This is a genomic window from Streptomyces sp. NPDC005805 (genome assembly GCF_040630445.1).
GTDB lineage: Bacteria > Actinomycetota > Actinomycetes > Streptomycetales > Streptomycetaceae > Streptomyces.
This window is the reverse complement of record NZ_JBEXXN010000066.1, coordinates 22702-34772: the sequence shown is the minus strand read 5'-3', so window position 1 is coordinate 34772 and position 12071 is coordinate 22702. Positions and strand designations below refer to the sequence as shown.

Below are 12071 nucleotides of genomic sequence, written 5' to 3'. Positions count from 1 at the left end.
TCTTCGCCGGGGTGAGCACCGCGCCGGCGGTGACGTCGCCGGCGTCGCTGATCGCTCCACACCGAGGAGGCGCCCGCCTCGGACGCCGCCGGGCCCCGGCCACCGCCCATCCGCCGCAGCAGCACCCCCGTGACCACCGCCAGGGCGAGCAGCAGCCACGCGCAGCCGGTCAGGGCGGACAGGAACGCGTCCGCCGGTGCCGCCCCCACCTGGGGGTCCGCGCCGAGGAGGGCCGTGAACAGGGCCCCGCACACGGCGACCCCGACCGCCGAGGCGAGCTGGTTCACGGTGAGGACGATGCCCGAGCCGGCCCCGGCGTCCTCGCGGCGGACGCCCGCCAGCACCGTCGCGATCAGCGGCGCCGAGACCAGGCCCTGGCCGACCCCCGAGACCAGCAGGGCCGGGGCCATGACCAGGGCCTGCGTCGCACCGGACGAGGCCGGTCCGGTCACCAGGGTCACCACCAGGACCGCGTAGCCGAGCACCATCGTGGCGGTCCCCCACAGCAGCACCACCGGGCCGTGCCGGTCGGCGAGCCGGCGCCCGGCGACGGACGCGGCGGCGAAGCCCGCGCCCAGGGGCAGGAACGCGACGCCCGAGGCGAGCGGGGTGAGCCGCAGCCCGTCCTGGAAGACGTAGGCGAGCAGCAGGAACAGCCCGTAGTTGCCCGCGTAGAAGAACAGGGCGGCGGCGAGGCCGGTGCGGAAGCGGCGCTGCCGCAGCAGCGGCGGCGGGAGAAGGACCGCGCGCCCGGCCGCGTGCCGGCGCCGTTCCACGGGCCAGAGCAGGCGCAGCGCCACGGCGGCCCCCGCGCACCCGGCGAGGATCCAGCGGGGCCGGCCCTGGGACCCGGCCTGGATCAGCGGGAAGATCAGCAGGCTCATGGCGGCGGCGGTGAGCAGCAGCCCGGGCACGTCCAGCGGCGCGCGCCGGGCCCGGGTCTCGGGGATGAACCGGGGCGCGAGGGCGGCGGCGAGCAGGCCGACGGGGACGTTGACCAGGAAGACGGCCCGCCAGCCGAGCCCGAGGACGTCGGCACGGATGAGCAGCCCGCCGACGATCTGGCCGACGACCGCGCCGAGCCCGAGGGTGGCCGCGTAGAGGGCGACGGCGCGGGGGCGTTCGGCCTTGGGCAGGATGTCCTGGATCAGCGCGAGGACCTGCGGGAGCATCAGCGCCGCCGCGAACCCCTGGGCGAAGCGGCAGACGACGAGGACGCCGACGGTCGGCGCGGCGGCGCAGGCCGCGGAGAGCAGGGCGAAGGCGACGAGGCCGATGCGGAGCAGGCGGCGCTTGCCGTGGGAGTCGCCGAGCCGGCCGCCGGTGGTCAGACCGACCGCGTAGGCGAGGACGTAGCCGCTGATCACGAGCTGGACGTCGGCGAACCCGGCGTTCAGGTCGCGCTGGATGGAGGGGGCCGCGACGTTGACGATCAGGACGTCGAGGATGCCCATGAACGAGGTGGTCAGCAGGATCGCGAGAGCGCCCCGGGAGCGGGTGACGGGGGCGACGGGGGCGGCCGCGTCGGACCCGGTCGACGGGGCGTCGCCGGAGCCGGGCGGGGCCGCCCCGGGGTCCCGCTGCGGGGCGGCCGGGGCGTGCGGCGGGGTCGCGCGGCGCCGGGGGGCGGGGCCCTCGTGCGGTCCCGGCCCGGTACCGCGGTGCGGTCCGTCGGACATGGCCGGTCCCATTGTCCCGCCGCCCCTCCGCCCGCGCCGCCCCGGCACCGGCCCGGCCCGCCCCCGGACGGGCGCGCCGGACGGGCACCCGAGGGGGCGGCTTCAGGACGGCTTCAGCTTCGGTTCCCTACCGTGCGCGCATGGACAGCGTCATCGCGAGCAGTAGCAGCGGTATGGACAGCAGCGCACCGGGCTGGGTCAACGGCCTCATGGAGACCCTGGGCGCGCCCGGCGCCGGAATCGCCATCGCCCTGGAGAACCTGTTCCCGCCGATCCCGAGCGAGGTCATCCTGCCGATGGCCGGCTTCGCCGCGAGCAACGGCAGCATGAACCTGATCGCGGCCCTGATCTGGACGACGGTGGGTTCCGTGGTCGGCGCGCTGGCGCTGTACGGGGTCGGGGCGCTGCTGGGCCGGGACCGCACGGTCGCGATCGCCGCGAAGCTGCCGCTGGTGAAGGTCTCCGACATCGAGAAGACGGAGGCGTGGTTCGCCAAGCACGGCTCCAAGGCGGTCTTCTTCGGCCGGATGCTGCCGATCTTCCGGTCGATGATCTCCGTACCGGCCGGTGTGGAGCGGATGCGCCTGCCGCTCTTCCTGACGCTGACGACGCTGGGCAGCGCGATCTGGAACACGGTCTTCGTGCTCGCGGGCTATGTGCTGGGCGAGAACTGGGAGCAGGTCGCCGGGTACGTCTCCACCTACTCCAAGGTGGTCCTCGCCGTCGCCGTCCTCGCCGTGATCGCGTTCCTGGTGGTGCGGCTGCTCAAGCCGGGCGGCGGCTCCCGGCGCGCGGACCGGTCCTCCGGCCGGCTGCCGGAGGAGCGGGAGCAGGGCCGGGAACAGGGCCGGGAACAGGGCCGGGGGCCGGTCCGGGACGACGAGGACGGACACGACGGGCCCGGCCGGTACCACGGGCACGTGGACGCGGACGCGGCGCCGGTCGGGTCCGCCCGACGCCGCTGACCCGGGACCGGCGAGGGGCGGGGCCGGGGGTGCGCCCCCCGGCCCCGCTCCTCGTCTGTCCTCCGGCCCGCGCTCAGACCGCCGCGCGCGCCGCCCGGACGCCCGCTCGCCGCAGGATCTCCTCGCCCGCGAGGACGCCCCGGTGGGGCAGCGCCTCGATGTGCGGGGCGGTCCAGCCCGCGTCGGCCAGTTCGCCGTGGCCGGGCTGCCAGCCCTCGTCGGCGGCGAGCAGGAGGTCCGCGTCGAGGAGGGAGTCACCGGCCGCGAGGGTCAGCCGGGCACCGGTCCGGCGGACGACCTCGTGGACCGCCGCGCTCTTGGTGAGCGGCTTCGGCACCACGTAGATCTTGCGGCCCTGGAGGGAGACCGACCAGCCGCGCTCCCCCGCCCAGCCGGCCAGTTCCTTGACCCAGCCGTCCGGCAGCAGCTGCCGCTCGACGACCAGGTAGGCGAACAGGTCCTCGGCGATGCGCTCCTTGCGCAGCCAGGCCGGGTCGGCGGTGGCCGTGAGATGGGCGCGGATCTCGGCCAGCGGGGCGCACTCGTCCGCGAGGCGGGCGGTGACCGAGGTGTGCCAGTCGTGGTCGGTGACGCCGTCGACCAGCAGATGCCCGCCGTTGGCGCAGATCGCGTACGCGGCGGGGGCGCCGGGCAGGTTGATGCGCTGGTACTGCTTGCGGGTGCGGGTGGTGGTGGGGACGAAGACGGTGTCCTCGGTGAGGCGGGCGAGCAGCCCGGCCGCGGTCTCCGTCATGTACGACAGCGGCTTGCGCTCATGGACCTCGACGCAGAGCAGCCGGGGGGCGTCGGCGTCCGGCATGGTGAGCGCGAGGGCGGCGCCGGAGTAGATCAGGGTGCGGTCGAGGTCGCTGGCGACGACGACGGGCCCGGTGACGGGGCCGCCGGCCACGGCGGGGCCGGCCGCGTGCGGGGTCCGGGCGCCGGCCGGCGAGGCCCCGGTACCGGCGTGCGGCGTTCCGGTACCGGCGTGCGGGGTTCCGGTGCTCATCAGAGGGCCACCGCCTTGCCGTCGGCGCCCGTCGCGCCCCGGGTGTACCGGGGATGGATCAGCCCCACGCAGGTGTACGGCAGGCCGTCCGCCTCCTCCACGGGCACCCCCCGCTGCTCGGCGAGCAGCCGGACGTGGTCCAGGTCGGTCCCGGCGCCGCGCCGGGCGAGGATCTTCCAGGGGACGCGGCGCAGCAGCACCCGCGTGGTCTCGCCGACGCCCGGCTTGACCAGGTTGACGTCGTGGATGCCGTACTCCTCGCTGATGCGCTCGACGGCCGCCCAGCCCTCCCAGGTGGGCTCGCGGTCACCGGCCGCGAGGAGTTCCTTGACGTCGCCGTCCACCTGGTCGGCGACCTCCTCGAAGCGGGCGGAGACGGTGTCGGTGAAGTGGGCCGAGACGTCGGACCCGGCGAGTTCGCGGTAGAACTTGGCGCCGTGGTAGTCGTCCGGTCCGACCAGGTCGGCGCGGAGGACGGTGCGCGATATCAGGCCGGAGACCGTGGAGTTGAGGCAGGCGGAGGGAATCAGGAAGTCCTCCCGGGTGCCGTAGGTGCGCACACAGCCGCCCGGGTCGGCGAGGACCGCGATCTCCGGGTCGAAGCCCTTGAACTCCCGCAGTGCCTCGGCCAGTTCGCGGGTGATGGCGCCCTTGCCCGTCCAGCCGTCCACGAACACCACGTCGGCCGGGTCGTGGTGGGCCGCCAGCCAGCGCAGCGCGTTGGCGTCGATGCCCCGGCCGCGCACGATGGAGACCGCGTAGTGGGGCAGGTCCAGGCCGTGGCGGTGCCGGGCCCAGCGGCGCATCAGCACGCCGACGGGGGTGCCGGCCCGGGCCAGGGAGACCAGGACCGGGCGGGCGGACCGCTCGGCGAGGACGGTCTCGGTGACGGTGCCGACCGCGCGGGCGATCCGGGCGGCGGAGGTCTCCAGGGCGGCCTTGAAGAGCTGCTGGTACTGCTCGCTGGGCTGGTACTCGACCGGCAGCGACTCGGCGTAGTGCGCGCCGCCGCTCTGGATGGCCTCCTCGCGCTCCTCCGTGGGCGCCTCCAGTTCCGCGTCGGAGAGGTCCTGGAGCAGCCAGCCCACCTCCTCGGGGGCGTAGGAGGAGAAGTCGGGTCCGCGGAGCGGCTCGGACAGCATGGAGGCCCTTTCGGGTGCCGGGGCGGCGGTGGACGCCGCGGGGACGGCCCGCGGCGCGTAGGAGGGGACGACGGCGAGGACGACGCGCCCGGTGTGCGGGGCGAGTCGGGCGAGGAGCCCGCCGGGGGCGTGCAGGGCGGGGGTGTCCCCCGCGGAGTCGACGACGGCGACGACCGCGTCGAAGCCCGCGCCCGCGACGTTGTAGGCGTAGCGCTCGCCGGGGCCGTCCGCCGGGTCGTCGTGGGACGGGAAGACCAGCCGGGTGCGTATCGCGTAGCCCGGGTCGTCGACGGCGAGGACGGGCGAGCGGGTGGTCGTGGAGTAGCGGACCTCGGGGACGGCGCCGGCGTCCTCCAAGGCGGCGGCCAGGCGCAGCGGGGCGTACATCAGCTCCTCGGAGCCGAGGACGAGGACGCGGCGGGCGTCGCCGACGGCGTCCGCGAGGACGCGGGCCATGGCGGGCAGGGCGGTGTCCAGGGCGCGGCGGTGGGCGGGCGTGAAGCCGTGCCGTCCGCCGTCGGGGACGCCCGCGGGCCAGTCCAGCGCCACCCGCACGCACCCGCCGGCCGGGCCCGCAGCGTCGGCGCTCCCCGGACCACCGGAGGCACCCGCACCCGAGGCGCTCCCCGGACCACCGGAGGCACCCGCACCCGACGCGCTCCCCGGACCGGACGCACCCGCGCCCGACGCACCCGCACCCGCGCCCGCCGCCTCCTGCGCCGCGACCAGCGCCTGCCCCTTCGCGAGGACGCCCTCCGGCAGGGTCACCGTCCCGGAGGCGGTGGCCACCAGGTCCATCCGCGCCCCGATCTCCGCCGCGAAGGCCGCGAACCGGGCCCGGTCCGCCGCGCCCCGCATGTCCACCAGGGCGACGATCACATACCGGTCGCGCGGGAAGCGGGCGTGCAGGTCCCGGACGGTGTTCAGCACGGTGTTGCCGGTGGAGAACTCGTCGTCGACGATCACCAGCGGCCCGGGCCCGGCCAGCAGGTCCGGGTCCTCGGGCAGCAGCAGATGGGAGGTCGCGTGCGAGTGGGCCTCCTCGAAGCCGCCCGCCGGGGCGACGCCGTCCACGGGCCGCCGGGTGGAGTGCAGATAGGGCACCGCGCCGATGCCGTCGGCGACGGCGTGGCCCAGGCCGGTCGCGGTCTCCGCGTAGCCGAGGACGACCGCGCGGGCGGCCTCGGCCGGGCCGAGGAGGTCGCGCACCCGGGCGCCCAGCTCCTGCCCGGCGCCCCGGACGACGGCCGGGCTCTGGGGGACGTGCTTGCCGAGGACGTTCGACACCAGCAGGTGGGCCCGCTTGGGGTTGCGCCGCAGGGCGAGGCCCAGGAGCTCGGGGAGCCGCTCGTCCCCGTCGAGTCCGACCCCGAGCCGCTCGGCGACCCAGCTTCCCGACCACACCACGTTGTCGTTGCCCTTCGTCATCAGCCGGCGACTCCGGCCGCCAGCAGGTCCACGAAGCCGACGTCCTCCGCGGCGACGCCGAAGGCGTCGGCCCGCCGCAGAGTCCGCTCCGCCCAGGCGCGGTGCGGCTTCACCTCGTTCATCTTGTTCGTGTACGCGGAGCGCAGCACCCCGCCCCCCAGGCGCGCGGGGCGCAGGATGTCACAGGCGTCGGTGTACTCCTCGTGGGTGACCACGGACAGGGCGTGCACGGGGGCCACATGGGAGGGGTGGATGCAGGTCTTGCCGAGGAGGCCGTTGGCGCGGTCGAGCTGGATCTCGCGGAGCAGGCCGTCCATGTCGTGCTCGATGAGGGCGGTGCGCAGCTCCTCGGCGCTGCCCTCCCGGAAGGGGCTCTGCCGGAGCTGGGGCTTGAACATGCGCTCCTGGGCGGGGAAGTACTCCCAGACCGGGCCGGTGATGGTGAAGCCGGTGCCGTCGGAGCGGCCGAGGACGTTGACGACGTCGGCGATCACGGAGGTGACGATCCGCACGTCGTAGGCGGTCATGTCGGGCGAGCGCCGCAGTCCGTAGGCGGAGCAGAAGTCGGTGACGCCGAGGCGCAGGGCGAGGACCCGGTCGCGGTACTTCTCGACGGCGCCGGCGATGCCGAGCAGGGTGTCGGTGCGGGTCTCCAGGTAGAGCAGCTCCGGCGACTCCAGCACGGGCATCGCGAAGAGGCGCCGGCCGCCGGCTGCCTCGGCGGCGGTGAGGGCTTCGAGGAAGGGCACGCCCCGGCCCTCGGTGAACTTGGGGAGTACGAATCCGGACAGCAGCCGGCGGGCGTCGCCGAGGCGTGCGGTGAGGTCCGGGATCTGTTCGGGGTGGCGGACCCGGACGAAGAGGAGGGGCACATCGGCGCCCCTGCGGTCCAGCTCGGCGAACTGGCGGACGAGGTTCTCCTCGGCCGTCTCCACATCCGCGTCGTCGATGGAGTCCTCCAGGCACAGCACCATGGAGACCACGCCGCGACCTGCTTGTTTGGCGATGTCGTCGGCGAGCCGGGGCCGGGTGGCGGGGCTGTAGAGGGTCGCGCCGAGGGCGGCGGCGAGCATCTCGGCCGGGGAGTCCGCGTCGAAGGTACGGGGTTCCTGGTGGAACAGCTTGGCGCGCTCGGCAGCCGGGATGTGCCCGAAATGACGCATGAAAATCCCCTGAACTGCCTCGGCGGGCCGGATGGTAGGTGGCCGGTAATAGTACGTAGGACCGAGTGTCCCTGGTTCCCCGCCCACATGAAATTCAGGTAACTCGTCCGCTTCCGCCCCATGTCGCCCGCGCGCCCCGGCCGGGCCCGCTCCGGGCGTGGCCGCGTGGCTGCTCCGGGGGTGGCCGCGTGGCCGCTCCGGGCGGGGCCCGGTGGCCGTTCGGGCGGTGCCCGCGCCGAGGTGCCGCCCCCGCGTTGTCCCGGCCGCACCCCGCCGGGCAGGATGACGGGCATGACGCACGCGATGCTGAAGGGTTCGAACGTTCCTCTGGACGCCACCGCCGTCCGGGCGGTGCTGCGCTGGACCCCGGGGGCCGGGGTGCCGGACGTGGACGCGTCGGCCCTGCTGCTCGGCACCGCGGGCCGGGTGCGCTCGGACGAGGACTTCGTCTTCTACAACCAGCCGCGCCACCCCTCGGGGCTGGTGCGGCGGCTGCCGAAGAAGCGGGTGGCCGAGCATCTGACGGACACCGTGGAGGCGGACCTCGGCGCGCTGGACGCCTCCGTGGACCAGGTCGTCATCGCCGCGTCCTCGGACGGGGGCACCTTTGAGCACGTCCGTGACCTGCGGATACTGATTCATGACGCGGCGGTGGCGGACGGTGAGCCGCTGGCCGTGTTCGACGTCCGGCCGGAGACCGGCGAGGAGACGGCGATCATCTGCGGGGAGCTGTACCGGCGCGGGGACGGCTGGAAGTTCCGTGCGGTGGCGCAGGGCTACCCCACGGGGCTGGTCGGGCTGGCGACCGCGTTCGGCATCTCCGTGGAGGAGACGGACCCGGCCGCGGACCCCGGGCCGGAGCAGCAGGCGGCACCCGCGCCCGCCCCGGCCCCCGGGTACGGCTATCCGGGCGCGGACGACGCGACGCGGCCCGCCTACGGCTACCCGCACAACGCCCCGCCTCCGCCGGCCACGGCCCCCGCACCGGCCCCGGGCTACGGCTATCCGCAGCCGGTGGGCGCGGCGGCGGCCCCGGACCCGGCCTTCCGGATGCCGCCGATGGGCCCGCAGTTCCAGCGGCGCTAGCCCGCCCCGGCCGAGGAGGAGGCCGGGGCCGGTCAGGCCCGGGTCTTGTAGCCCCGCCCCCACTGGAGCCCCCACCCGTAGAGCCGGTCCAGCTCGGCCTGGAAGCCGTAGACGAACTTGACCTCGCGCCGGACGACCAGTTCCCCTGCGCTGTTGTCGACGGTGAAGACGGCGCAGGAGCGGGCCTCGGGGGCGCGTTCGTCGAGTTCGATCTCGACCCGGGGGCCGTTGCTCGGGTAGAGGGTGCAGGTGGCGTGGGTCCGGTCGAAGGCCGGGGTCTGGTCGTAGATGTAGACGAAGAACAGCAGCCGCTTGATGTCCTCACGCCGGTCCAGATTGACGAAGATCGTCTCCCCGGAGGGGGCGCCGAAGCGGTCGTCGCCGCTGAGGCGGACGTACGGGGCCTCGTTGAGGCTGCCGAAGAAGCCGCCGAGCGGCTGGACCACGCCCTTGCTGCCGTCGGCCAGTTCGTAGAGGCAGCCGAGGTCCAGGTCGACGTTGACCATGCCCTGGGTGTGGGCCTGGACCAGGTCGGGCTGGAACATCTTCAGCGGGTTGCGCAGCAGGCTCCCGCCGGAGCGGGAGCGGCCCTCGATGTCGGAGGTGCGCATCCGCCAGGAGAGGTTGACGCGGAGGTTGCCGGTGGCGGCCCCCTGTTTGGTGAGCGAGACCGCGGGCCGTCGCTTGGTCAGCTCGATCGAGTTGGACGCCGCGCTGCCCGAGTCGAACTGCGCCGCGCCGCCCCGGAACAGGTTGTCCCAGAAGGCCATCTCCCCACCCCATCCTTCGTCTTGCCCGTCACGGGCGTGCACCCTTGCCCGTCCCCGGACCCGCCCCACCGCATACCGCGGGGCGGTCACGAGGCCGAGACCTCGTGACCGCCCCGTTCAGAGCGTTCCCTCCGGGCGGAGGGTGTCACACCCCCGAGGTGACCCCGGCTTTCTCACCCGAGGCGGCATCCTCGCGCTCCACGCGCTTGTTGCGCCGGATCGAGGAGAGGAAGGAGGCGCCGATCAGGACGACACCGAGGAGACCGGTGATGATCTCGCTGATCTCGTGCTGGATGGTGATGAGCAGGATGGCGGCGAGGGCGCCGATCGCGTAGTGCGCGCCGTGCTCCAGGTAGACGTAGTCGTCGAGGGTGCCCTCGCGGACCAGGTAGACCGTGAGGGAACGGACGTACATCGCGCCGATACCGAGGCCGAGCGCCATCCAGAAGATGTGGTTGGTGATGGCGAACGCGCCGATGACGCCGTCGAACGAGAAGCTGGCGTCGAGCACTTCGAGGTACAGGAAGAGGAAGAACGCGGCCTTGCCGGCGAGTCCGACGGCGGAGACGGGCTTGCCCTCGGCCTTGGCCTTCTCCTCCAGTTCGTGCTCGCGTTCCTCGTCCTCCTCCAGCTTGTCCTCGAAGTAGCCGGAGAGGCCGCCGACGACGAGATAGGTGATCAGACCGGCGACACCGGAGAGCAGGACGGTGGCGGACTTGTCCGCGACCCCGGTACTGGTGTGCGCGTGCGTGGCGAAGGTCATCGCCGTGACCAGCAGGATGATCAGGGCGACGCAGACCGACAGCATGTCGACCTTGCCGAGCTTGGCGGCAGGGCGCTCGATCCAGGCCAGCCACCGGTGCTCGCGCTCCTCGAACAGGAAGTCGAGGAAGATCATCAGCAGGAACATGCCACCGAAGGCGGCGATGGCCGGGTGGGCGTCGGTGACGAGCGCCTCGTACCGGTCCGGGTCGTCCATGGCCAGTTGGACCGCTTCGATCGGTCCGACCTGGGCACTGACGGCGACGATGACGACGGGGAAGACCAGTCGCATACCGAAGACGGCGATCAGAATGCCGATCGTCAGGAAGATCTTCTGCCAGAAGGCATTCATCTTCTTGAGGATGCCGGCGTTGACGACCGCGTTGTCGAAGGACAGCGAGATTTCGAGGATCGACAGGATCAGTACGATCCCGAACGCCTCCCAGCCCCACTGCCAGGCGGCGAAGGCGAGGCCGGCCGCCGTGACGGCGAACGACCAGCCGAAGGTTTTCAGAACCACTGGCTACCCAATCGTGTAATGGTCCCCCGTGTGGTGCCCCGAGGGGGCTTTCCCCCGTGGACGCACGCGGCTTCAAGAAACGTTGACGCCGAAGTCTAGAGCGATGCCGCGCAGGCCCGACGCGTACCCCTGACCCACTGCACGGAACTTCCACTCGCCGCCGTAGCGGTAGAGCTCGCCGAAGATCATGGCGGTTTCGGTGGAGGCGTCCTCGGAGAGGTCGTAGCGCGCGAGTTCCTGGCCGTCCGCCTGGTTGACGACCCGGATGAAGGCGTTGCTGACCTGGCCGAAGGTCTGGCCGCGGTTGTCCGCCTCGTGGATGGAGACCGGGAAGACGATCTTGTCCACATGGGCGGGGACCTTGGGGAGGTCGACGATCAGGGACTCGTCGTCGCCGTCGCCCTCACCGGTGAGGTTGTCGCCGGTGTGCTGCACCGAGCCGTCGGGGCTGGTGAGTTGGTTGTAGAAGATGAACCACTCGTCGCCGAGGACGCGCCCGTTCTGGCAGAGCAGAGCGCTGGCGTCGAGGTCGAAGGGCGCTCCGGTGGTGGAGCGTGCGTCCCAGCCGAGCCCGACGAGGACCTGGGTGAGATTGGGTGCGGCCTTGGAGAGGGAGACATTGCCTCCCTTGGCGAGCGTGACGCCCATGCTGATGTGTCCTCCCCTTGGTGACGTGCGGTGCGGGGGACGGCGGTGCGGGACGTCCGCACGGTGCCTCCCCCGGGTGTGCGGTGCTGCGGCGCCGGCCGCCGCGGGTGCGCGCGGCGGCCGGCGCCGGTGGCGGCGAGGCACGTCCGGCGCCGCACGGGAGGTGCGGCGCCGGACGTGGCTGCGGGTGCCGGTCGGCTCAGACGTTGACGCCGAAGTCCTGCGCGATGCCGCGCAGGCCGGAGGCGTAACCCTGGCCGATGGCGCGGAACTTCCACTCCGCGCCGTTGCGGTAGAGCTCGCCGAAGACCATGGCCGTCTCCGTGGACGCGTCCTCGGAGAGGTCGTAGCGGGCGAGCTCGTTGTTGTCGGCCTGGTTGACGACGCGGATGAACGCGTTGCGCACCTGGCCGAAGGACTGCTGGCGGCTCTCGGCCTCGTAGATGGAGACCGGGAACACGATCTTCTCGACGTCGGCGGGGACCGCGGCCAGGTTGACCTTGATCGCCTCGTCGTCGCCCTCGCCCTCACCGGTGAGGTTGTCGCCGGTGTGCTCGACGGAGCCGTCGGGGCTCTTGAGGTTGTTGAAGAAGACGAAGTTGCCGTCGGTGGCGACCTTGCCCTCGGCGTTGGTCAGCAGGGCGCTGGCGTCGAGGTCGAAGTCGGTGCCGGTGGTGGTCCGGACGTCCCAGCCCAGGCCGACGGTGACGGCGGTCAGGCCCGGTGCCTCCTTGGTCAGCGAGACGTTGCCGCCCTTGCTGAGGCTGACTCCCACGAGTCCCTCCAGTGGTCTTGAGGGGCAGCGCCCCCGTTGTGCGTTCCTGTTCGGATCAACGAAGAGATCCTAGTGACCGGTTCCCACGTGAGACAGGCTTTCGCCCCGCCGGGTTCCCCTCCGG

10 protein-coding genes are annotated in these 12071 nt (G+C 73.3%); 2 read left to right on the top strand and 8 right to left on the bottom strand.

What is annotated here, in order from left to right; genetic code table 11:
• Positions 1 to 1679, bottom strand: a 1679-nt coding sequence (locus ABZ457_RS27005; protein WP_359162342.1) for an MFS transporter, incomplete at its 3' end; no start/stop codon positions are given.
• Between the two features lie 140 nt (positions 1680 to 1819).
• On the opposite strand from ABZ457_RS27005, the gene ABZ457_RS27000 reads away from it, so the two are divergent.
• Complete coding sequence (locus tag ABZ457_RS27000) at positions 1820 to 2644, top strand: DedA family protein (protein WP_359162339.1); 825 nt, start codon at positions 1820 to 1822, stop codon at positions 2642 to 2644.
• Between the two features lie 73 nt (positions 2645 to 2717).
• Here ABZ457_RS27000 and ABZ457_RS26995 read toward each other — a convergent pair whose 3' ends face one another.
• From ABZ457_RS26995 to ABZ457_RS26985, 3 genes are read right to left on the bottom strand one after another with little or no spacing between them, the layout of a single operon-like run.
• Positions 2718 to 3653: an HAD family hydrolase gene (locus ABZ457_RS26995; RefSeq protein ID WP_359162336.1), complete on the bottom strand. Its 936-nt coding sequence runs from the start codon at positions 3651 to 3653 to the stop codon at positions 2718 to 2720.
• Positions 3653 to 6223, bottom strand: a complete 2571-nt coding sequence (locus ABZ457_RS26990; RefSeq protein WP_359162333.1) for a phosphoribosyltransferase — start codon at positions 6221 to 6223, stop codon at positions 3653 to 3655. The genes ABZ457_RS26995 and ABZ457_RS26990 overlap by 1 nt, the downstream gene beginning before the upstream one ends.
• Positions 6223 to 7386, bottom strand: a complete 1164-nt coding sequence (locus tag ABZ457_RS26985) for an HpcH/HpaI aldolase/citrate lyase family protein (RefSeq protein WP_359162330.1) — start codon at positions 7384 to 7386, stop codon at positions 6223 to 6225. Before ABZ457_RS26985 ends, ABZ457_RS26990 begins: the two co-directional genes overlap by 1 nt.
• Before the next feature lie 291 nt (positions 7387 to 7677).
• Here ABZ457_RS26985 and ABZ457_RS26980 point away from each other — a divergent pair, with 291 nt between their 5' ends.
• A complete protein-coding gene (locus tag ABZ457_RS26980) occupies positions 7678 to 8472 on the top strand; it encodes a TerD family protein (RefSeq protein WP_359162327.1) in 795 nt (264 codons plus the stop codon).
• Positions 8473 to 8504: 32 nt separating this feature from the next.
• On the opposite strand, the gene ABZ457_RS26975 is transcribed toward ABZ457_RS26980, so the two are convergent.
• The 4 genes from ABZ457_RS26975 to ABZ457_RS26960 form a co-directional block, all read right to left on the bottom strand.
• On the bottom strand, positions 8505 to 9242 hold the full coding sequence (locus ABZ457_RS26975; RefSeq protein WP_359162324.1) for a Tellurium resistance: 738 nt from the start codon (positions 9240 to 9242) through the stop codon (positions 8505 to 8507).
• Positions 9243 to 9387: 145 nt separating this feature from the next.
• On the bottom strand, positions 9388 to 10524 hold the full coding sequence (locus tag ABZ457_RS26970; protein WP_359162321.1) for a DUF475 domain-containing protein: 1137 nt from the start codon (positions 10522 to 10524) through the stop codon (positions 9388 to 9390).
• Between the two features lie 72 nt (positions 10525 to 10596).
• The gene (locus ABZ457_RS26965; RefSeq protein ID WP_359162318.1) at positions 10597 to 11172 is read right to left on the bottom strand and encodes a TerD family protein; all 576 of its coding nucleotides are present in this window, start codon (positions 11170 to 11172) and stop codon (positions 10597 to 10599) included.
• Between the two features lie 199 nt (positions 11173 to 11371).
• The gene (locus ABZ457_RS26960) at positions 11372 to 11947 is read right to left on the bottom strand and encodes a TerD family protein (RefSeq protein WP_359162315.1); all 576 of its coding nucleotides are present in this window, start codon (positions 11945 to 11947) and stop codon (positions 11372 to 11374) included.
• Positions 11948 to 12071 lie beyond the last annotated feature (124 nt).

Coding starts and splice junctions, on each gene's coding strand:
- ABZ457_RS26980 (WP_359162327.1), top strand. CDS start 7,678: ATGACGCACGCGATGCTGAAGGGTTCGAACGTTCCTCTGGACGCCACC.
- ABZ457_RS26995 (WP_359162336.1), bottom strand. CDS start 3,653: ATGAGCACCGGAACCCCGCACGCCGGTACCGGAACGCCGCACGCCGGT.
- ABZ457_RS26990 (WP_359162333.1), bottom strand. CDS start 6,223: ATGACGAAGGGCAACGACAACGTGGTGTGGTCGGGAAGCTGGGTCGCC.
- ABZ457_RS27000 (WP_359162339.1), top strand. CDS start 1,820: ATGGACAGCGTCATCGCGAGCAGTAGCAGCGGTATGGACAGCAGCGCA.
- ABZ457_RS26965 (WP_359162318.1), bottom strand. CDS start 11,172: ATGGGCGTCACGCTCGCCAAGGGAGGCAATGTCTCCCTCTCCAAGGCC.
- ABZ457_RS26975 (WP_359162324.1), bottom strand. CDS start 9,242: ATGGCCTTCTGGGACAACCTGTTCCGGGGCGGCGCGGCGCAGTTCGAC.
- ABZ457_RS26985 (WP_359162330.1), bottom strand. CDS start 7,386: ATGCGTCATTTCGGGCACATCCCGGCTGCCGAGCGCGCCAAGCTGTTC.